This window comes from Bacillus massiliigorillae, assembly GCF_000380245.2.
GTDB classification, from domain to species: domain Bacteria; phylum Bacillota; class Bacilli; order Bacillales; family DSM-1321; genus Bacillus_AD; species Bacillus_AD massiliigorillae.
Genome location: NZ_HG428741.1, coordinates 2,538,143 through 2,558,819 on the forward strand (window position 1 = coordinate 2,538,143; position 20,677 = coordinate 2,558,819).

19 protein-coding genes are annotated in these 20,677 nt (G+C 36.6%); 2 read left to right on the forward strand and 17 right to left on the reverse strand.

From position 1 onward, the window contains the following. Nucleotides 1-31 precede the first annotated feature (31 nt). Nucleotides 32-220: a 50S ribosomal protein L28 gene (gene rpmB / locus TX86_RS11705; RefSeq protein WP_019242352.1), complete on the forward strand. Its 189-nt coding sequence runs from the start codon at nucleotides 32-34 to the stop codon at nucleotides 218-220. Nucleotides 221-393: 173 nt separating this feature from the next. On the opposite strand, the gene spoVM is transcribed toward rpmB, so the two are convergent. The 17 genes from spoVM to TX86_RS11790 form a co-directional block, all read right to left on the reverse strand. Continuing rightward, on the reverse strand, nucleotides 394-474 hold the full coding sequence (spoVM, locus tag TX86_RS11710) for a stage V sporulation protein SpoVM (RefSeq protein ID WP_042348968.1): 81 nt from the start codon (nucleotides 472-474) through the stop codon (nucleotides 394-396). A gap of 71 nt (nucleotides 475-545) precedes the next feature. Further along, on the reverse strand, nucleotides 546-1,202 hold the full coding sequence (locus TX86_RS11715; RefSeq protein ID WP_042348969.1) for a thiamine diphosphokinase: 657 nt from the start codon (nucleotides 1,200-1,202) through the stop codon (nucleotides 546-548). 428 nt (nucleotides 1,203-1,630) lie between these two features. Next, nucleotides 1,631-2,278, reverse strand: coding sequence for a ribulose-phosphate 3-epimerase (gene rpe, locus TX86_RS11720; protein ID WP_042348970.1), 648 nt, complete (start codon nucleotides 2,276-2,278; stop codon nucleotides 1,631-1,633). Between the two features lie 2 nt (nucleotides 2,279-2,280). Next, nucleotides 2,281-3,159: a ribosome small subunit-dependent GTPase A gene (rsgA, locus tag TX86_RS11725; RefSeq protein ID WP_042348971.1), complete on the reverse strand. Its 879-nt coding sequence runs from the start codon at nucleotides 3,157-3,159 to the stop codon at nucleotides 2,281-2,283. 101 nt (nucleotides 3,160-3,260) lie between these two features. Then, complete coding sequence (gene pknB, locus TX86_RS11730; protein ID WP_042348972.1) at nucleotides 3,261-5,336, reverse strand: Stk1 family PASTA domain-containing Ser/Thr kinase; 2,076 nt, start codon at nucleotides 5,334-5,336, stop codon at nucleotides 3,261-3,263. Next, on the reverse strand, nucleotides 5,330-6,088 hold the full coding sequence (locus TX86_RS11735; protein WP_042348973.1) for a Stp1/IreP family PP2C-type Ser/Thr phosphatase: 759 nt from the start codon (nucleotides 6,086-6,088) through the stop codon (nucleotides 5,330-5,332). The genes pknB and TX86_RS11735 overlap by 7 nt, the downstream gene beginning before the upstream one ends. Before the next feature lie 5 nt (nucleotides 6,089-6,093). Then, on the reverse strand, nucleotides 6,094-7,170 hold the full coding sequence (rlmN, locus tag TX86_RS11740) for a dual-specificity RNA methyltransferase RlmN (protein ID WP_042348974.1): 1,077 nt from the start codon (nucleotides 7,168-7,170) through the stop codon (nucleotides 6,094-6,096). After that, nucleotides 7,167-8,525 (reverse strand): 16S rRNA (cytosine(967)-C(5))-methyltransferase RsmB, encoded by a 1,359-nt coding sequence (gene rsmB, locus TX86_RS11745; RefSeq protein WP_042348975.1) that lies wholly within the window; start codon nucleotides 8,523-8,525, stop codon nucleotides 7,167-7,169. Before rsmB ends, rlmN begins: the two co-directional genes overlap by 4 nt. After that, nucleotides 8,518-9,471 (reverse strand): methionyl-tRNA formyltransferase, encoded by a 954-nt coding sequence (gene fmt / locus TX86_RS11750; RefSeq protein WP_042348976.1) that lies wholly within the window; start codon nucleotides 9,469-9,471, stop codon nucleotides 8,518-8,520. Before fmt ends, rsmB begins: the two co-directional genes overlap by 8 nt. Beyond that, nucleotides 9,468-9,953 (reverse strand): peptide deformylase, encoded by a 486-nt coding sequence (gene def / locus TX86_RS11755; RefSeq protein ID WP_042348977.1) that lies wholly within the window; start codon nucleotides 9,951-9,953, stop codon nucleotides 9,468-9,470. The genes fmt and def overlap by 4 nt, the downstream gene beginning before the upstream one ends. A 15-nt stretch (nucleotides 9,954-9,968) precedes the next feature. Then, entirely contained in the window at nucleotides 9,969-12,377 is a 2,409-nt protein-coding gene (gene priA / locus TX86_RS11760) for a primosomal protein N' (protein WP_042348979.1), read from the reverse strand. A 5-nt stretch (nucleotides 12,378-12,382) separates the two neighbouring features. Further along, complete coding sequence (gene coaBC / locus TX86_RS11765; RefSeq protein WP_042348981.1) at nucleotides 12,383-13,591, reverse strand: bifunctional phosphopantothenoylcysteine decarboxylase/phosphopantothenate--cysteine ligase CoaBC; 1,209 nt, start codon at nucleotides 13,589-13,591, stop codon at nucleotides 12,383-12,385. Between the two features lie 116 nt (nucleotides 13,592-13,707). Next, the gene (gene rpoZ / locus TX86_RS11770; protein ID WP_042348983.1) at nucleotides 13,708-13,923 is read right to left on the reverse strand and encodes a DNA-directed RNA polymerase subunit omega; all 216 of its coding nucleotides are present in this window, start codon (nucleotides 13,921-13,923) and stop codon (nucleotides 13,708-13,710) included. A gap of 2 nt (nucleotides 13,924-13,925) precedes the next feature. Next, a complete protein-coding gene (gmk, locus tag TX86_RS11775; protein WP_042350434.1) occupies nucleotides 13,926-14,540 on the reverse strand; it encodes a guanylate kinase in 615 nt (204 codons plus the stop codon). A 9-nt stretch (nucleotides 14,541-14,549) separates the two neighbouring features. Beyond that, a complete protein-coding gene (remA, locus tag TX86_RS11780; RefSeq protein ID WP_042348984.1) occupies nucleotides 14,550-14,813 on the reverse strand; it encodes an extracellular matrix/biofilm regulator RemA in 264 nt (87 codons plus the stop codon). 60 nt (nucleotides 14,814-14,873) lie between these two features. Then, the gene (locus TX86_RS11785) at nucleotides 14,874-15,749 is read right to left on the reverse strand and encodes a YicC/YloC family endoribonuclease (protein WP_042350435.1); all 876 of its coding nucleotides are present in this window, start codon (nucleotides 15,747-15,749) and stop codon (nucleotides 14,874-14,876) included. Nucleotides 15,750-15,933: 184 nt separating this feature from the next. After that, nucleotides 15,934-18,609 carry a cation-translocating P-type ATPase gene (locus TX86_RS11790; RefSeq protein ID WP_042348985.1) on the reverse strand — a complete coding sequence of 892 codons (2,676 nt, stop codon included), beginning with the start codon at nucleotides 18,607-18,609 and terminating at the stop codon, nucleotides 15,934-15,936. A 238-nt stretch (nucleotides 18,610-18,847) separates the two neighbouring features. On the opposite strand from TX86_RS11790, the gene TX86_RS11795 reads away from it, so the two are divergent. Further along, nucleotides 18,848-20,557, forward strand: a complete 1,710-nt coding sequence (locus tag TX86_RS11795; protein ID WP_042348986.1) for an Rqc2 family fibronectin-binding protein — start codon at nucleotides 18,848-18,850, stop codon at nucleotides 20,555-20,557. Nucleotides 20,558-20,677 lie beyond the last annotated feature (120 nt).

A 20,677-nucleotide genomic window follows, 5' to 3' on the forward strand; every position in this document is an offset into this window, starting at 1 on the left:
TTAAGCTCGCTTTAGTTAGGAGGGAATATATATGGCACGTAAATGTGTAATCACTGGAAGAAAGACTACTTCTGGGAACACTCGTTCTCACGCAATGAACGCTAACAAACGTACTTGGGGTGCAAACCTTCAAAAAGTTCGTATTTTAGTAGATGGTAAACCAAAACGCGTGTACGTTTCAGCTCGCGCATTAAAATCTGGTAAAGTTGAACGCGTATAATGTATAGGCATCCAACATGTTGGATGCCTTTGTATTTGGATTGATAATTTTCATCTAAAATACATAAAAATAAGAGGGTGTTCAAAAGAAAACTTTTGTAACACTCTCTTATTTTTTTATATGAATTTAAAGCCTATTTCCATACGAGTACTACTTTAGTAGCAAGCTCTCGCTTACCCCTTTCGAAATGCACCTAACATCGCACGCACTAACCCACCTAATATTCTCGGTAATTTTATTGTATAAAACTTCATTGTTTCCCTCCTCACTAAAACAAAGCCAAAGTTTTATAAGTTCATTTTAAAAATAAAGATGTTCTTACGTTTTAAGCACCACTATCATTGCTTCTTATCACCAATAATATGCCACTCGTAAATGAAAAAGTACCACTTTCAGAAATTAGTTCATTACTGACACAAAGAGTGCTACCCAAAGGTAAATCTCTATTATTCAATGGATATTTAAAACCTGTCAAAGTTATACCTTCCACTTGAGGAGAAATAGTAAAAAAGGAAATATATTTGAACTTTTGATTATTAGCAATCGTATATGTACCAGGTATAACCGCAAACATTGTATTCCAACGGTCTTCTATTGTTACTTTTGTGGAGCTTTTTAACGCAGTCTCCTCCACTAAAAGCTGAATGCCACCCATTGAATGGTCCATTCTCCCACCTGTATTTCCAAAAACTTTTATACAATCCGGCTGTTGTTTCAATGCCCAGTCAAAGGCTAATGCTAAATCAGTATCATCCTTCTCAGATGGAAATTGAAAAATTGTCGATTGTGAATCTGTAATGTATTGTAAATCTTTTGGTTCAATAGAATCAAAATCACCAAATACGACACTTGGCGTTACACCTAGTGATACTAAAGTACTGATTCCTTTATCTATCCCAACCCATACGTCTGGTTGTTCATATTGTGAGATATCAGGAATATTCTCTATTGGGCCACCTGCCATTAAATAAATTGTTTTCATACCCTACCCTACTTTCTATACTAAGAATTAAGAAAAGCGCAAGCGCTCTGCTAAGCTCCGTATGTGCTGGAGCCCTCCAACCAAGATAAAGGAAACACGAAAAGACAGCAGTCAATTCGATGTTGACTTATCGTAGGGAGGATGGCGAAGCACACTAGGAGCTGGGCGCTGAAGCTTGACAATAAGAAAAACCGTCGTCACCGGTCCTTTTTGATGAATGTGCTTACTTCTTCGTCTTACTTCCAATCAAAAAGGAGCCATGCGCAAGGCTAAACGAGCTGTTCTTGAAAACCCGATTCTGGTTTTCAAAACAGAAGGGCTTACGACCGAGCATGGCAGGTGTAAGGTTAGACACCACACAATTTTTTACTTGTTTATCTTTTAAAAAAAGCCGACAAAAACGCTGTCGGCTCATTTAATCAATCCTATTATAAACCTCTTATTGCCTCAATAGCCTTCTTACGATCCGCTTGGTTGTATACTGCTGAACCAGCTACTAAAACATTCGCTCCAGCTTCTACACAAAGCTTCGCTGTCTCTGCATTTACCCCGCCGTCAATTTCAATTTCAAGCGTTGGGTTAAATTGATCTGCCATCTCCTTGACACTGCGGATTTTCGGCAGTACTTCAGGAATGAAAGATTGTCCGCCAAATCCAGGGTTAACGCTCATCAGTAACACCATATCGATATCTTTAATTACATGTTGAATCGTACTAACAGGTGTTGCTGGATTTAATACAACCCCAGCTTTTACACCTAAAGATTTAATTAAGGAAATTGTACGGTGTAGATGCTTACATGCTTCGACATGAACTGTAATATAATCCGCACCAGCATTTGCAAATGCTTCTATGTATGAATCTGGATTCTCAATCATTAAATGAACATCTAGAGGAAGTTTTGTGATTGGACGAATAGCTTCGACGATTAATGGTCCAATCGTAATATTCGGAACAAAGTGACCATCCATTACATCAACATGAATGTAATCTGCACCGCCTAATTCAACGTCTTTAATCTCTTCTCCAAGCTTTGCAAAATCTGCTGATAAAATAGAAGGAGCAATTTTTACCATAATTAGTACCTCGGCTTTCTGTCTTTTATTTCGGCTAAAAATTCCATATAATGATCATAGCGATATTGTTTAATTTCTCCGCTTGCAACAGCTTCTTTCACTGCGCATTTTGGTTCTTGATTGTGCAGACAACCTCTAAATTTACATCCTTGACTCATTTCATCAATTTCTGGGAAACAAGCTGATAGCTCCCCTTCCTCAATAGTAAAGTCAAGAGAAGAAAACCCTGGTGTATCCGCTACCAATCCATCTTCAATAGGAATTAATTCAACATGACGTGTTGTATGCTTTCCACGTCCTAAATGAGTAGAGATGTCGTCTGTTTTCAATTCTAGCTGGGGATTTAACGTATTTAGTAGCGTTGACTTACCAACACCTGACTGTCCAGCAAAAACGCTTGTAGTATGCTTTAAATACGGTTTTAATGCATCCATACCTTGCTCAGTTATAGACGAAGTCGTTATAACATTGTAGCCCATTTTTTTATAGTCTTCCTGATACTGTAGAATCTTTTCTTTCTCTTCATCCGATACTAAATCAATTTTACTAATAACAATCATCGCTTCAATATGATTCGCTTCGATTAATACTAGAAATCGATCTAATAAAAGTGTACTAAATGAAGGTTCCACAGCAGAAAACACCAATATCGCACGATCAACGTTTGCAATTGGCGGTCTTACTAGCTCATTCTTCCTTTCTTTAATTTCTAAAATATAACCTTCTTGCTCATTGTCATATTGATAGACTACAGAATCTCCAACTAACGGAGATATTTTTTTCTTTCGAAAAACGCCTCTGCCTCTACATTGTATCGTTTTATCCTCATCAATAACATAGTAAAAACCACTCAACGCTTTAATAATTGTTCCTTCAGGCATGCACTCACTCCTAATTATTCTTCTGCCTTATTACATATACGCACAACAAGATGTTTTCTGAGAGTATATCCTCAAAAAACATCTGTTGTTTACGAACATGGCTAGTTCGTAGGATATGGTATTGCTTCTTCCTTAATAACCTTGTCGTCTCTAATTATTTTATAACCAGCCTTCCCATCAGACGCAATAGTTAATTGAATCTTTTTGGTTGTATCTTGTGTAATTGGAAATGTATCATAAGGTTCGGTCATACTATGATTCATATCTTCAATATAAATGATAACTTGTTGCTGTTTGTCCGGCTGCAACGGGTCCACTTCATAAGGAATTTCAAGCTCTCTTGTCACTACTTTTGGTGGTATTACTTTCTTACCTTTTGAAATCGATACTTGTACCTTACTTCCTTTAGTTACTTTCGTATACGGCTTAGGCCATTGATCGATTACTAACCCTTCAGCCACAGTTTCTGATTCAATTCTTCGAGAAACTTCAATACGAAGACCCGACTCTCTTTCATAATCAGCAAGGCTTCTTTCGTTATACTCCGCCAAGTCTTTCAAAGTAATTTTTGCCGCACCTTTACTTACCGTTAAATTAACCGTTGTTTCAGAAGGTATAACATCCGAATCTGCGATAGGATCTTGTGAAATAATAACACCTGCTTCAACATCATCTCTATACACTTCTGTAGAATCAACTTTGAACCCAAGGTTTTCAAGAGTAGAAATAGCATCCTCTAAGTGACGATCGACAACGTTCAACATCTTTGTTGTTTTCTTGCCTTTACTCACATAGATGTCAATTTCTTTTCCTTCTTTCACTAACCTACCCGCTTCTGGGCTCGTTTTAACTACTTTATTTTCTTCAATTTCTTCATCATAAACTTTTTGTATTTCACCTATTTTAAAGTTTTTCTCTAACAAAATGGCCGTAGCATCATTAGCGCTTTTTCCCTCTACATTAGGAATTTCAACATCAGCAGGTTCCATTAGCTTTGGTAGTGCAAAATAAGCGATTACACCAATTAGAGCTAAGATGAATACTGTAGATAAAAGTCCTTTTAAAAACCTACCTTTAGGTTTCTTTTCTTTCACCTTAACCTTTTTTGTTTTAGTTTTTGCAGGCTTCGCTTTTTTCACTTTCGGACTAGCAGCTTTATGTTTGTGAATGATCACTTCTTCTTGTTCATCATCCTCATCATCCATATCACTATAGTCCTCTTGATATTCCTGCGTATCGCTATTTATAATAATCGTTTCATCACGTTCTGGCATTACTGTATCTTTAGTAATTACCGGTATTGCTTTTGTTGCATCAATATCTTCAGGTATCACAAAAGGCTTTTCATTTATTCGATCTGGTTGAAGTGCCGTCATGATATCTGCTTTCATTTCTTCAACATTTTCATAGCGATGAAATGAATCTTTAGCCATTGCTTTTAAAACAATATTTTCTACACTTTGTGGTATAGATGGGTTCCATCTCTTCGGTGAAGGTGTAGAGGATTGTAAGTGTTTTAACGCAATCGAAACAGCCGATTCTCCTGAAAATGGTAATCTACCAGTCAATAATTCAAACATCACAATCCCTAGAGAGTAAATGTCAGATTTCTTATTGGCCATACCACCACGGGCTTGTTCAGGCGATAAATAGTGCACAGAACCTAGTACAGCATTTGTTTGCGTAATACTTGTTGCACTTAATGCTGTCGCAATTCCAAAATCCGTGATTTTTACATGTTCTTCATCGTCAATCAAAATATTCTGCGGTTTAATATCCCGATGGATAATACCATGTTGATGCGCATGAGAAATAGCTGATGTTATTTGTTGCATTATATTCAATGTTTTTTCAATCGGAATTTGTTGACGCTGTTGAATATATTGCTTCAAGGTTAATCCTTTTACATATTCCATAACGATGAAATAAATATCATCTTCTTCACCTACATCGTAAATACTAACGATGTTAGGATGATAAAGGCTAGTTGCTGATTGTGCTTCACGATTGAATCGTTTAATAAACTCTTCATCATTATTAAAATCCATGCGAAGGATCTTAACGGCAACTTCTCTTTCAAGAATCATATCTTGAGCAAGATATACGTTTGCCATCCCTCCTCCGCCAATCATACGGACTATTTTATAGCGACCGTATATTCGCTTACCAATTAACATGATAATGACCCGCCTCTTTCATCACTATTATATTGCAAGAGCACGAGCGTAATATTATCTTCTCCACCATTATCATTCGCCATTGAGATAAGGCGCTCAGCTTGGTCTTCAATCGATTCACTCTGCACGATTACAGCATGCATATCTTGTTCACTAACTTTATTAGATAGGCCATCTGAACATAATAAAAGAGAATCTCCCTCTTCAAATACAATCGTCAAAACATCCATATCTACTGTTGGTTCTGTTCCAAGAGCCCTTAATAACACATTTTTTCGTGGATGATGCATGGCATCTTCACGACTAATTTGCCCTGTTCGAACTAATTCGTTGACTAGCGAATGATCCTCAGTGAGTTGTTTAAAGCCGCTTTCATTGTTGATGTAACAGCGACTATCCCCAATATTAGCGATAGTCGAAAACCGATCTGTACATAAAGCCGCAACAAGCGTTGTTCCCATACCTTTACACTTTTCATGCATAGCAGCATGGTCATATAGATTTTTATTCGCTTTTTGAATATTTTCCTTTAACCATGCTTCAGCCATTTCTGGTGTAGTAATTTTTTCCGCTTGACTCCACGAATCCTTTAAATACGACAAAGTCATACTGCTAGCAACATCTCCAGCACGGTGTCCTCCCATGCCATCTGCTACGATACATAAAAAGCCATTTTCAGTTTCAAAAATTCCACCATTATCTTCATTATGCTGTCTAACTTTGCCACGGTCTGTTCTAAAAACAGCTTTCATTTTGTTCACCTCGTCTCTTCTTTTCGCTCTTTCGCTCGAAGTTGTCCACAAGCTGCATCAATATCATGACCTTGTTCTCTACGAACTGTAACATTAATACCTTTATTTTTTAACGTTTGTTCAAATAATTTAATTTGTTCTTTAGGTGTTCTTACATAATCTCGTTCCGGTACATAGTTTACAGGAATTAAATTCACATGACATTTTAAGTTCTTAATCAAGTTGGCAAGCTCAATTGCATGTTCCACCTGATCGTTCTCTCCGCCAAATAAACCATATTCAAACGTAATACGACGACCTGATTTTTCTGTATAATACTTTACAGCTTCCATTAATTTCGGAAGATTATACGCTCTGTTAATCGGCATTAATTTACCGCGTAATTCATTATTAGGAGCATGTAATGAAATGGCAAAGTTAATTTGCAATTCTTCATCAGCAAATTTATAGATTTTCGGAACAATTCCACTTGTTGAAACCGTGATATGACGAGCTCCAATATGAAGACCTTTCTCATGATTCACGATTTTCAAGAATGACATCATATTATCGTAATTATCAAATGGCTCACCAATTCCCATAATTACAATAGAGCTTACACGCTCATCCATTTCATCTAATGCTTGTTGAACTTTCACTACTTGAGCAACAATTTCACCCGCTTCAAGATTACGTTTTAGCCCTCCAAGAGTTGACGCACAGAACGTACATCCAATACGACATCCCACTTGCGTTGTTACACAAACAGAATTACCATATTCATGTCTCATTAATACTGTTTCAATGGAATATCCATCTTGTAGCTCAAATAAAAACTTAATCGTTCCATCAGCAGATGTTTGTTGAATAAGCGTTGTTAATGTTGTTAATGTGAAATGTTCATCTAACTTCGTACGTAAGTCTTTAGATAGATTAGACATTTCTTCAAAACTTTTGACTCTTTGTTTATATAACCATTGTAAAATTTGATCCGAACGGAATGGCTTCTCACCATTATCCTTCAACCATTCTTTTAGTTGATCTGGCTGCAAAGAATAAATCGATGGTTTAACCTCTACAGTTGTATTTTCTTTTTGTTTCATGAATTAACCCTCTTTCTAAAACAAGCAATGTAAAATCCATCACTTTCAACATCTTGCGGGAACAGTTGTAGTTTATTGCCAGAAACAAACGGGCGTACACTTTCCGGAAGTCTATTCTTCATATCATTGTCTTCTACAAAATCAGCATGTTGTTGCAGGAAATGCTGAACTACTTTTTCATTCTCGTCTTTGTCTACCGTACACGTACTATACACTAATGTTCCACCTGGTTTTAAAAGAGAAGCAGCCGTATTTAAAATATCCATTTGAATGATTGCTAACCTATGAATATCACCTTCACTTTTTGTATATTTCACATCTGGCTTTCTTCTCATAACACCAAGTCCTGAACAAGGTGCATCTACTAGTATTTTGTCAAAATAGTCTTGCTGAAAAGTGTCTGTTGCTTTTCTTGCATCTAAAGCAACAGTTGTAATATTTGTTAGTCCTAGTCGTGTCGCTTGTTGATTAATAAGCTTCACTTTATGCTCATGTAAGTCTAAAGCTACAACATTTCCATTTGTTAGTTTTTCGGCAATAGAAGTCGTTTTTCCTCCTGGAGCAGCACAGCAATCTAGAACTTTATCATCATTATGCGCATCTAAAGCATAAGAAACAAGCATAGAGCTTTCATCTTGAATAGTTAATAGTCCATCCTCAAACGCTTTTGAATGAGCCAGATTGCCGCGTAAGCAAATAATTGCATCTGGCACAACCTTACTTGCTTCAACCGCATACCCCTCTTGTTCTAACTGCTTAATGACTTCATCACGATTTGTTTTCATAGCATTTATTCTAGCTGTTTGTTGAGGAGGTAACAAATTAAAGGCACACATTTCTCTTGTTTTGTCTAAACCATATTGAGAAGCCCAACGTTTCACTAACCATAATGGGTGACTTGTTTCAATTGCAACTCGTTCTTCTTCATCTTTAATTAAATCAAGCGAAGGAACACCTTTACGTTGAATGCTGCGAAGAACTCCATTTACCATACTCGAAATACCTTTATGGCCTCTTCGTTTCGCAATTTCTACCGCTTCAAAAATAACAGCATGATCCGGAACTTTATCCAAATAATGCATTTGGTATAGTGATAAACGCAATAAAATAATAACCCAATCATCGATTTTATTTTTGTTGTTCAGAAACGGTTCTAAAAAATAATCTAATGTTAATTTTCGTTGAATGGTACCATAAGTTATCTCGGTTAATAACCCACCATCTGCAGGGGATAGGTTATTTTTCTTCATCACACTATTTAAAGCTAAATTACTGTACGATTGATTTTTCTCTACAGATAGTATTAATTCAAGCGCAAGCTCTCGCACATTTTTGCTTTTTGTTTTTTTACTCATGTTCGACCCCTAATTTTTCTCCTGATTTCAGTTGAGAACCCGCACCTCGTAAGAAATCAAATGAAGACATTTTCTTCTTACCTGAAGGTTGTAATTCCGTCACTTTAATAGCTATATTATTGCCAGTTTTCACAATAAATCCGTCTTCTTCGATTGCAATAATTTCTCCTGGCTCTGCTTGGACGTGATTTTCAACTTTTTGAGAGCTCCATACTTTTAATACTTTACCTTGAAGTAACGTATAAGCAACCGGCCATGGATTTAAGCCGCGAATTTTATTATAAATTTCTTCTCCATCAACAGACCAATCAATCTTTTCTTGCTCACGTTTAATATTTGAAGCAAATGTCGCTTTACTATCGTCTTGAGGAATTGGCGTTAATTCGCCAGCAATTAATTTCGGAAGCGTTTCAGAAAGAAGCTCACAACCAGCAGCACTTAACTTATCATGTAATGTTCCAACATTATCATCTTCAGCAATTTCCACCACTACTTGCGTCAAAATATCCCCGGCATCTAATTTCTCAGCCATATACATAATTGTAATACCTGTTTCTTTTTTACCTTCTAATATAGAATAGTGAATTGGCGCTCCACCTCTTAATTCAGGTAAAAGAGAAGCATGTACATTAATACAGCCTAATTTAGGAGCATCTAACAGCTCTTTCGGTAAGATTTGTCCAAAAGCTGCCGTAATAATTAAATCAGGTTTTAATGCTAAAATCTCATCTAAATCTTCACGATTACGAATTTTCTCTGGTTGATATACCGGAATATTATGCTTTAAAGCTTCAACTTTAACTGGTGGCGGCGTTAATATACGCTTTCTTCCTACTGGTCGATCTGGTTGTGTTACAACAGCCATTACTTCATAGCCATCTTTCAATACTCTTTGTAGCACTGGAACAGAGAAATCTGGCGTTCCCATAAAAATAATTTTTGTCATTCTTCTTCATACCCTTCAAATTCTTCTTCATCTATATAACGAGTTACTTTTGACGTAAACAAAATTCCGTCCAAATGGTCTATTTCATGTTGAATAGCGCGAGCATGGAAATCTTCCGCTTGCAGAATATATTCTTGTCCATCACGTTGTTGAGCTCTAATTGTAACTGTATATGCACGTTCTACTTCTCCATAGACTCCTGGAAAGCTTAAGCAACCTTCAACATCTACTTCAGAACCTTTTCTTTCAATAATTTCTGGATTAATCATTTCTAAAGTACCCTCTTCAGGATCAATCTCTACGATGGCAATTCGTTTTGCAACACCTACTTGTGGTGCAGCAAGACCAACTCCATCTGCCTTTACCATAGTGTCATACATATCATCTAACAGCTTTTCCAATTTATCATCAAAGACAGTCACGTCTTCACACTTTTTCTCCAAAATAGCATTTGGATGTGTAATAATTTTTAATATTGCCAATTTACTTCCTCATTTCTACATCATAATCTGTGGGTGTTGATCTATAATAATTTGCAACCCTTTTTGTCCCATTTCTTGTTGGTAATGCTCAATAACCTTTTTGAGCTTTTCATTCAATTGTGGTTCACGCTTGTATTTTATCAAACATTGATAACGGTATCTATTATTAATACGTGGGATTGGGGAAGCTGCAGGACCTAACACAATTGCTTGTGGGGACAGCCCACTCTTAATAAATTTCGTAATCTTCTCGGTTGTAGCGATGGTTTTCATCAAATCTTCATGTGATACCGTTACAAGTGTAATATAGAAATACGGTGGATATAAATTCTGTCTTCTAATCGCCATTTCATGTGTAAAAAAAGTATCATAATGTTGTTGTGCTGCTAAAAGAATGGAGTAATGATCAGGTGTATATGACTGAATTACTACTTCTCCTGGTAACTCATGTCTTCCAGCACGTCCACTTACTTGGGTTAGTAGTTGAAAGGTTTTTTCAGATGAACGGAAATCAGGTAAATGAAGCATCGTATCCGCAGAAAGAACACCAACTAACGTGACATTCGGAAAATCTAATCCTTTTGCAATCATTTGTGTTCCAAGTAAAATATCAGCGTTGCCTGATTGAAAATGCTGTAAAAGCTTTTCATGACTTCCTTTTCTACTGGTTGTATCAACATCCATACGAATAACTCTTGCTTCTGGCATCAACTTTAGCAGCTCTTCCTCTACCTTTTGCGTTCCTGTTCCAAAATAACGAATCGCATCACTTCCACACGCTCGACAATTCGAACCCATCCGCTCTTCATAGCCACAATAATGGCACTTCAACATATTATTATACTTATGAAATGTAAGTGAGATTTCACAATTCGGACATTGTGTCACATCACCACAGCTTCGGCACATGACAAAAGACGAGTGACCTCTTTTATTTAAGAGCAGTATCATCTGTTCCTTCTTCTCCAAACGATCTTGAATCTTTTCTAAGAGAAGCTTGGAGAAAACAGAGCGATTACCACTTCGTAATTCTTCACGCATATCAACAATTTCTACTGTTGGTAACGGTCGACTGTTTACTCGTTTTTTTAATGAAAGTAACGTATAAACACCTTTTTTCGCCCGAGCAAATGATTCAAGTGTAGGAGTTGCACTTCCTAATATTATCGGACAGTGATGATATTTCCCTCTTTCAATGGCTACATCTCGAGTATGATAACGTGGCGTTTCTTCTTGTTTATAACTTCCTTCATGTTCTTCATCAATAATAATAATTCCGATATTTTGAAATGGAGAAAATATAGCTGAACGAGCTCCTACAACAACCTGTACTTCTTTACGATATATTCTACGCCATTCATCATATTTTTCTCCGATGGATAATCCACTATGAAAGACTGCAACTCGATCTCCAAAGCGTTCTTTAAATCGTTTAACCATTTGCGGTGTTAATGAGATTTCGGGTACGAGCATAATTGCTTCTTTTCCTTGGTGCAACGCCACATCGATACTTTGCAAATAAACTTCTGTTTTTCCACTGCCTGTTACTCCATGAAGTAAAAACACCTCATGTTCATGATTCATCATACTGTTCTTTACAGATTCAAAAACAACAGCTTGTTCTTCTGTTAGCGGAAGGTGATTACTTACTGTAAATTCACGATCTTTTAAAGGATCTCGGTATACTTCCGTTTGAATAATTTCAACAATACCTTTTTCCTCTAACGCCTTTACAACACTCTCACCACAACCAGACACCTGTAATAACTTTTGTAATGATTGAGTCTCTCGATGTTCAAGAAAGAAATCGATTAATTTAATTTGTTTGCGTGCACTTTTATTTAAAGACTGTTTAGCTTGGTGAAGTTCTTCCTCGGTAAGCAACAGACGAACGCTTCTTTCCGTTTTCTTATTGCCTTTGTTTTTCACTTCGTAGACAACTTCAATGTGACCCACATCTATCTCTTTCTTAAAAAGCTTGGCAAAAGAATGCTCCATCGCTGCTTCAAAATCAACCATTACATTTTGACGAAAGTATTTTTGTAAATTCCAATCAATCTTGTCAATACTAGTGTTTAATTTCAGGAATTTCTTATATTTCGCCTTTAAGGCAGCTGGCAGCATCGCTTGATAAGCAGCTATTTTTAGACATAATGTTTCCGTAGTTAACCAATCACCAAGCTGCAATAATTCTTCATTTAAGACAGGCTCTATATCAAAAAGAGAATCTAGTTCTCTTAATTTGGTCACGTCGCTACTGTTTTTTAGACCAACCACAAATCCTTGGACTTTCCTTGGGCCAAAAGGAACAATGACCCTAATACCGGGTACAACCATTCCTTCAAACCCACTTGGGACTAAATAATCGTATGCGTTATCCGTTTGTCTAGTAGGAACATCCACAATAACAGACGCTATTTCCATTTATATCAATCCTTCTTTAACAAGCTTGCAATTTCTCCAAGAATTTTTTTCGCTACATCATGCTTACTCATCATTGGAACATCAATCACTGTACCGTCTTTTTTGTACATTGATACTTGGTTCGTTTCACTAGCAAAGCCTGCTCCTTCAGCTGCAACATTATTTGCGACAATCATATCGGCTCTTTTCTTTTCTAGTTTCGCTTTTGCGTACTGTTCAACATTATCTGTTTCAGCAGCAAACCCGACAAGAATTTGGTCCTTTTTAGTTTGACCTAGCTCCATCAAAATATCGTTCGTTCTTTCTAGTTCGATGTTTAAATCGCCAGACTTCTTTTTCATTTTGTTATCATGAACAATCTTTGGACGATAATCAGCAACCGCTGCCGTTTTAATAACCACATCTTGCTCCTCATATCGATTCATCACCGCTTCATACATTTCACGAGCTGACTGAACATGAATAACCTTCACATTATTAGGAGCATCTATAGAAACTGGTCCTGATACAAGCGTAACATCAGCACCCATTTGTGCAGCTGTTTCAGCAATCGCATATCCCATTTTACCTGTTGAACGATTCGTAATGAAACGAACAGGATCGATTTTTTCTTTCGTCGGTCCAGCAGTAATTAATATTTTTTTGCCAACTAAATCTTGATTGTTTATTTTATTAACAAAATGACGTTTTAAATATTCCACAATTACTTCTGGTTCTTCCAATCTTCCCTTACCTGTATACCCGCATGCTAAATAGCCTTCACCTGGCTCAATGAACAAATAGCCATAACTTCTTAGCGTATCCATATTCTTCTGAACAGCAGGGTGCGCATACATATGTACATTCATCGCTGGTGCTACAAGAACATCAGCCGTTGTTGCTAATAAAATGGTCGAAATCATATCGTCTGCAATTCCATTCGCCATTTTCCCTATTATGTTTGCAGTTGCTGGTGCAATTACAACAGCATCTGCCCAATCGGCTAAATCGATATGCGCTACAACCTTAGGGTTATTTTCTTGGAAAGTACTCGTATAAACTTCGTTACGAGATAGCGCTTGAAACGTTAATGGTGTAACAAACTTTGTTGCAGAGTCACTCATGATGACTTTTACTTCTGCTCCTTGTTGTGTCAATTTGCTAGTTAAGGCGGCCGCTTTAAAAACAGCGATTCCTCCAGTCACACATAACAATATCTTCTTGTTCTTTAACATTCGACTTTCCTCCCGTTACATACTGTTTCTATTATGAAGGATGCTACAATTTTTTTCATCTGTAAAGAAAAACAGAAAACCTTGTCGAAAAAGGACAAGGTTCCTGTGGTTTCTTATTAGTTTTGAGAATGTTCAGGTGTTTCATGTGTATACGTTAGGATACCAGCATTAATTTCTTCTAATGCTTTCCCAACATTTTTGAATGAAACAGGTTTTGCAATACGTTGATCTTCGTTAACTTGCATTTGGCGTGCACGCTTAGCGGCAACCGATACAAGTGAATACTTGGAATCAATTTTATTTAATAGTGAATCAATAGAAGGATATAACATCTTTATTCAGCCTCCAACATTTTTAAATATCTTTTTGCTACATATTCTCTGTTACAGTGACCTGCAACAACGATGGCTTTTATTTTATCACAAGCAGACTCAACTGTGTCGTTTTCTACTACATAATCATATAAATCCATCATTTCAATTTCTTCTTTAGCTGTCTTCAATCGGTTTGCAATCACATCTTCAGATTCCGTTCCGCGACCGATAATTCGGCTTTCTAATTCAGACAAGCTTGGTGGTGCCAAGAAAATAAATAATGCTTCTGGGAATTTCTCACGAATTTGACGAGCTCCTTGCACTTCAATTTCAAGAAATACATCTTTGCCATCCGCAATTGTTTGGCGAACATAATCAACTGGCGTTCCGTAGTAATTCCCTACAAACTCAGCATATTCTAATAGCTTACCTTGTTTGATTAATTCTTCAAACTCATCGCGGGATTTAAAGAAATAATCAACTCCGTCCACTTCACCTTCACGAGGTTTACGCGTTGTCATACTAATCGAATATTGAAAAGCAAGATCCTCTTGCTTAAACAGCTCTTTTCGAACAGTCCCTTTACCAACGCCCGAAGGACCTGATAATACTATTAACAAACCTTTGTCTTTCATTCTACCCACTTATCCTTCCTCGACTTGATCATCTTTATCATGCAACCTTGAAGCAACTGTTTCAGGCTGCACTGCAGACAAGATCACATGGTCACTATCTGTTACGATAACAGCTCTCGTTCTTCTCCCATACGTAGCATCAATTAGTGAACCTTTGTCTCTTGCTTCTTGTATTATTCTTTTAATAGGAGCAGATTCTGGACTTACAATAGAAATAATACGATTCGCCGAGACGATATTTCCAAAGCCAATGTTAATCAACTTAATTGACATAATTGCCCTCCAATTATCGTATTACTAGTCTGACCTTCTCTAAGATGCTATAAACGATGATTATTCAATATTTTGAATTTGTTCCTTCATTTTTTCAAGCAAACTCTTCATTTCAACAACCTCGATGGCAATGTTTGAATCATTTGCTTTGGAACCGATTGTATTAACTTCTCGATTCATTTCTTGAACAAGGAAATCTAATTTTCTTCCTATTGCCTCATTACTATTCAATGATGCATATACTTGTGCAAGATGACTATTTAATCTAATAATCTCTTCATTAAGATCGGCTTTATCTGTAAAAATAGCAACTTCATTTAACAATCTTGTTTCATCTACCATACCGGCAGTAAATTCCGTCATTCTTTGTTGCAATCGCTCTCTATATGCTTGAGTAACGATTGGGGCCAAGCTCTTTACCTTTTCAGCAGTTTCTTTTAGCTTATCTAGGTGTTGCTGAATATCTATTTTCAATTGCGTTCCTTCTGCCATTCTCATACGTTTCAGTTCTTCACCCGCTTGATTAACCGCACTCATAATATGCGCTTCGATTTCAGGTGAATTCGTTTGTTCTTCTTGAATAATAAAAACATCTTCTAACTGAGAAACAGTATGAGGTGTATTATTAGGATGCATTTGATATTTATTTGAAATAATATCTAGACTATTCATATATTGATCTAATAAAGACCAGTCGACAACAAGCTTTTTATGTATGAGTCCATCACCTTCTACAGTGATAAAAACTTCAGCACGTCCTCTTCTGATATAAGACCCGAGTTGCTTCTTAATCTTATCCTCTAAAACAAGGAGCTGACGAGGCATTCTTATATGATATTCACAAAAGCGATGATTTACTGTTTTTACTTCAACAAGTATTCGCAAATTCTCGCTTTCACTAATTCCTCGACCGTATCCTGTCATGCTTACAACCATGATAATCACTTCCAATTCCACCACATCATTGTGGGCTATGTTACGAGCGCTGTAGATACAAGATTAAAAGTCCGCCTAAAGTATTAGACTTCATCCTATTGATGGTAATATCGTACTTTATAGCTTATAAAAAAATAAAAAGGTAATAGAGGACACTCTACTACCTTTACGATTATAACACAGTTTATTGCGTTTTTCTTATGAAAAATGACCCTGCCAGTAAAAAAGTTGGTATAGCTGACATTCCTAAAACAAGGAGCCAATCTTTTGGAATAATAGCAACTGTTCCAAAAATCCCTTGTAAAGCTGGTATATATATAACAGGAATAATCATTAATAATGAAAGAAGAACAGCTCCAACTAAATATTTATTCCCAAACGGATTTCGAGCAAAAATATTCTTCTCACTTCTACAATCAAATACATGAATTAATTGTGCCAGAACAAGTGTTACAAAAGCAATGGTTTGAGCATATGCCAAATTACCAGGATTATTATGAAGCGCCGTCATAAATGCAAGTAATGTCGCCCCTCCAATTAGAAAACCTCGTGAAACAATTTTCCAACCTAAACCTCGTGAAAACACACCTTCTTTTGGATGTCTAGGCTTACGTTTCATCACATTATCTTCAGGTTGGTCTAACCCTAACGCCATGGCTGGTAAACCATCCGTTACTAAATTGACCCAAAGAATTTGAATAGCCGTTAATGGAAGTGGCAATGCAAGTAGCATCGCAAACAACATAACTAAAATTTCACCAACATTGGATGCCAACAGATAGCGAATGAATTTACGTATATTTTCATATATATTTCGACCTTCTTTTATAGCCGATTTAATCGTAGCAAAATTATCATCCAATAAAACAAGTGCCGAAGCTTCTTTTGATACATCTGTTCCTGTAATGCCCATTGCAACTCCAATGTCTGCAGCTTTAATAGCTGGAGCATCATTAACTCCGTCTCCTGTCATTGCGACAACATGTCCTTTATTTTGTAATGCCTTCACAATTTTCAACTTATGTTCGGGAGACACGCGAGCAAAAACAGCAACATGTTCCACTACCTCTTCTAAGTCTTCCAAGCTCATGTCGTTTAATTCTCGACCTTCTATTACAATGTCATCTTTTTGCAAAATACCAAGTTGTTTTGCTATTGCCTTCGCTGTTGCTACATGGTCACCAGTAATCATAATAGTTTTAATACCTGCTTTGTGGCACTCACTTACAGCATCCTTCACCTCTGGTCGTGGTGGATCGATAATTCCTTGTAGACCTATAAATGTTAAATCTCTTTCAATTTCACGTTCATGCATAGTTACTGACGAAGAAGTTACTTTTTTATAACCAATTGCAATCGTTCTAAGTGCTTGTGATGCTAAGTCGTCAATTGCATTTTGTATGGAATCAACACTACGGCTATCCATAGTCATCGCTCTTTCATCCCAAAGAATCGATTTGCATTTACCTAATAAAACATCCGGTGCACCTTTTGTAACAACAAAATATTGACCATTACCATCTTTTACGATTACACTCATCATTTTTCTAGACGAGTCAAATGGATATTCCTTCTCAATTGAAAACTGTTGAAGAAGTTGAGCCTTCGTTATCCCTGCTTTCATAGCAGCAACTTGCATAGCGCCTTCCGTTGCGCTACCTTCAACAATCAATTGACCTTCTACTTCTCTCACTTCTGAAGTATTACATAGCAATCCAAAAGTAAGTAATTGTTGCATTGATTTACTGATTTCCTTAACTGCTTGACCATTTTTTGAGAATGAGCCAGACGCTTCATTACCTTTCCCATCAATATGCCATGTATGACCGCTATCCCAAACAGTTGTTACTGTCATTTTATTTTGTGTTAATGTTCCTGTTTTGTCGGAGCAAATGACAGACGCACACCCTAAGGTTTCAACAGCTGGTAGCTTACGAACGATGGCTCGCTGCTTAATCATTCTTTGTACACCAAGAGAAAGTGCAACCGTCACAATCGCAGGAAGACCCTCTGGTATTGCCGCTACAGCAAGCGATACCCCAGCCAACACCATCGTATACAAATTATTTCCTTGGAAAACCCCTAATCCAATCACTAATATGGTTAACAAAATAGCAACAACAATTAAAATCTTCCCGAGTTGTTCTAATCTATGTTGTAAAGGTGTAATCATTGCTTTTGCTGATTGCAGCATGTCTGCTATTTGTCCCATTTCTGTGTTCATACCAGTCGCTGTAACAATACCAACACCATTCCCACGCGCCACCATTGTTCCCATGAATGCCATGTTCTCTTCATCACCAATGCTATTCACATGATGAAAAACCGATGATCCTGTTTTATTTACCGCAATGGATTCTCCAGTTAATGCCGATTCTTCGATTTCTAACGAGCTAGCGTCTATAATTCGCAAATCAGCACCAATGCGGTCACCCGTACTAAACTTTAAAACATCTCCTACAACTACTTGTTTTGAAGCGATTTTTGTCCAATTACCTTCACGCAAAGCATTTACTTGAGGAGCAGACATTTCTTTTAAAGCATCTAGCGACTTTTCTGCTTTATGTTCTTGCACAAAGCCCATCACTGCATTAATAATAACAATCGCAATAATAGCAATGGCATCAATATATTCACCAAGCAAACCAGAAATCAACGTAGCCGCTAATAATACTAAAATCATAAAATCTTTAAATTGGGAAAAAAACATTAAGAGCGCTGACTTTTTCTCACCTTCTTGTAGTTCATTCAAACCGGATTCTTGCAATCTTCTTTCTACTTCTTCTTCATCTAATCCCCTTTTCGCATTGGTTTTCAAGGCAGCTTCTAACTCTGCCTTGTCCATTTCTCTAAACACCATGAATTGTTCTCACTCCCATTCTCCAAAACAACAGCTAAGAGTTGTCCTTCTTGTAACCATGCTTATTCAGACAACCAAGAAAAAATGCTATAATAAAAAGAAAAACCGTCACCGGTCTTTTTTAATTCGTGCTTTAGCTTCTGTGTTGTACTCCTAATTAAAAAAGCGACAAACAGTAGGAATAAAATAGAACACTAAAAACAAGCACTATTAGTCAATAGAAAAGGAAGATACATATATGGCATTTGATGGACTTTTTACGAAAGCAATGTGTGAAGAATTCACACAAACGATAAATGGTGGGAGGATTAATAAAATCCACCAACCATATCAGAACGAAATCATTATCATCATTCGTGCTAATGGAAAAAATCACAAATTACTATTATCTGCTCACCCAAGCTACAGCCGAGCACAATTAACGAATGAAGCATATGAAAACCCACAGGATCCACCAATGTTCTGTATGCTTCTACGCAAACACCTTGAAGGTGCAATCATAGAAAATATATATCAAAAAGAACAAGATCGTATTATCATTTTTGATATTAAAGGACGAGATGAAATTGGTGACATTAGTTATAAAAGATTAATTGTTGAAATAATGGGGCGTCACAGTAACATTATTCTTGTCAATAAAGAAACGAATATGATATTAGACAGCATTAAGCATGTTTCATATGCTGTAAATTCATACAGAGCAATACTACCAGGTCAAGAATATAAATTTCCGCCTGAACAACATAAACAAAATCCATTAACAGCTACAACAGAGGACATTTTAAAAGCATTAGACTTTAATGCAGGAAAACTTGATAAACAAATTGTTCAAGCATTTGCAGGTATCTCACCATTACTTGCAAAAGAAATAATATTTCAAAGCAAATTACCAACACAAGATCAAGTAGTTCAAGCGTTCAATAAGGTCATGACTACTTTCCAACAAGAAGCGTATAGCCCTTGTATTATGCAGTCGAACAATAAAGAGATTTTTTATTGTATCTCATTGCAGCATATCAATGGACAAACTAAGTCTTTCAATACACTTAGTGAAATGTTAGATCGATTCTATTTTGGCAAAGCTGCTCGTGATCGTATTAAGCAACAGGCACAAGATTTAGAACGATTTATCGTTAATGAAAAAGAAAAAAACGAAAAGAAAATTATTAAGCTAGAAAAAACATTAGAAGAAAGTGAAAAAGGTGAGCAATTTAAGCTTTATGGTGAGCTTTTAACAGCGAACATTTATCAATTAAAACAAGGCATGAGCGAAATAGAGGTAATCAATTATTATGACGAAGAGGGTAAAACGATTGAGATTCCATTAAACCCACAGAAGTCCCCTTCTCAGAACGCACAGCTTTATTTCACGAAGTATCAAAAATCAAAAAATGCAATTGAAATTGTAACTGTGCAAATTCAATTAGCAACTGAAGAAGCAAACTACTTTGATGCCTTGTTACAACAGCTTGACTCAGCTGAACCAAAAGATATTGAAGAAATGCGCGAGGAACTGCAAGAAGGTGGTTATATTAAACAACGCTTTAAAAAAGGTGCAAAAAAGAAAAAAGACACGAAACCTGTTCTGGATGAATATGTTTCTTCTACTGGCGATACAATTCTTGTCGGAAAGAATAATAAACAAAATGAATATTTAACGAATAAGCTAAGTAGTAGAGACGATCTTTGGTTTCATACAAAAGATATCCCAGGCTCACATGTTGTGATTCGCAATAGCGCTCCAACAGAGCAAACCATTCTTGAAGCTGCTATGCTTGCCGCCTACTATAGTAAAGCAAAAAGCTCTAGTGGTGTTCCAGTTGATTACACACAAATTCGTCATGTTAAAAAACCTAGAGGCTCTAAGCCTGGTTTTGTCACTTACGATAATCAAAATACAATTTATGTAACTCCAGATGCGGATGAAGTTCTGAAATTAAAGAAATAATCGGCTGTCCAAAAAGTGATTTTTAATCACTTTTTGGGCGCCTTTTTACGCTTTTAAGATGCTTCGTACCTGTTTACATCCAATCGATAATTTAGGTAAGGTTACTTGAAATGGTTGATT

Coding starts and splice junctions, on each gene's coding strand:
- rpmB (WP_019242352.1), top strand. CDS start 32: ATGGCACGTAAATGTGTAATCACTGGAAGAAAGACTACTTCTGGGAAC.
- spoVM (WP_042348968.1), bottom strand. CDS start 474: ATGAAGTTTTATACAATAAAATTACCGAGAATATTAGGTGGGTTAGTG.
- TX86_RS11715 (WP_042348969.1), bottom strand. CDS start 1,202: ATGAAAACAATTTATTTAATGGCAGGTGGCCCAATAGAGAATATTCCT.
- rpe (WP_042348970.1), bottom strand. CDS start 2,278: ATGGTAAAAATTGCTCCTTCTATTTTATCAGCAGATTTTGCAAAGCTT.
- rsgA (WP_042348971.1), bottom strand. CDS start 3,159: ATGCCTGAAGGAACAATTATTAAAGCGTTGAGTGGTTTTTACTATGTT.
- pknB (WP_042348972.1), bottom strand. CDS start 5,336: ATGTTAATTGGTAAGCGAATATACGGTCGCTATAAAATAGTCCGTATG.
- TX86_RS11735 (WP_042348973.1), bottom strand. CDS start 6,088: ATGAAAGCTGTTTTTAGAACAGACCGTGGCAAAGTTAGACAGCATAAT.
- rlmN (WP_042348974.1), bottom strand. CDS start 7,170: ATGAAACAAAAAGAAAATACAACTGTAGAGGTTAAACCATCGATTTAT.
- rsmB (WP_042348975.1), bottom strand. CDS start 8,525: ATGAGTAAAAAAACAAAAAGCAAAAATGTGCGAGAGCTTGCGCTTGAA.
- fmt (WP_042348976.1), bottom strand. CDS start 9,471: ATGACAAAAATTATTTTTATGGGAACGCCAGATTTCTCTGTTCCAGTG.
- priA (WP_042348979.1), bottom strand. CDS start 12,377: ATGGAAATAGCGTCTGTTATTGTGGATGTTCCTACTAGACAAACGGAT.
- coaBC (WP_042348981.1), bottom strand. CDS start 13,591: ATGTTAAAGAACAAGAAGATATTGTTATGTGTGACTGGAGGAATCGCT.
- rpoZ (WP_042348983.1), bottom strand. CDS start 13,923: ATGTTATATCCTTCTATTGATTCACTATTAAATAAAATTGATTCCAAG.
- gmk (WP_042350434.1), bottom strand. CDS start 14,540: ATGAAAGACAAAGGTTTGTTAATAGTATTATCAGGTCCTTCGGGCGTT.
- remA (WP_042348984.1), bottom strand. CDS start 14,813: ATGTCAATTAAGTTGATTAACATTGGCTTTGGAAATATCGTCTCGGCG.
- TX86_RS11785 (WP_042350435.1), bottom strand. CDS start 15,749: ATGGTTGTAAGCATGACAGGATACGGTCGAGGAATTAGTGAAAGCGAG.
- TX86_RS11790 (WP_042348985.1), bottom strand. CDS start 18,609: ATGGTGTTTAGAGAAATGGACAAGGCAGAGTTAGAAGCTGCCTTGAAA.
- TX86_RS11795 (WP_042348986.1), top strand. CDS start 18,848: ATGGCATTTGATGGACTTTTTACGAAAGCAATGTGTGAAGAATTCACA.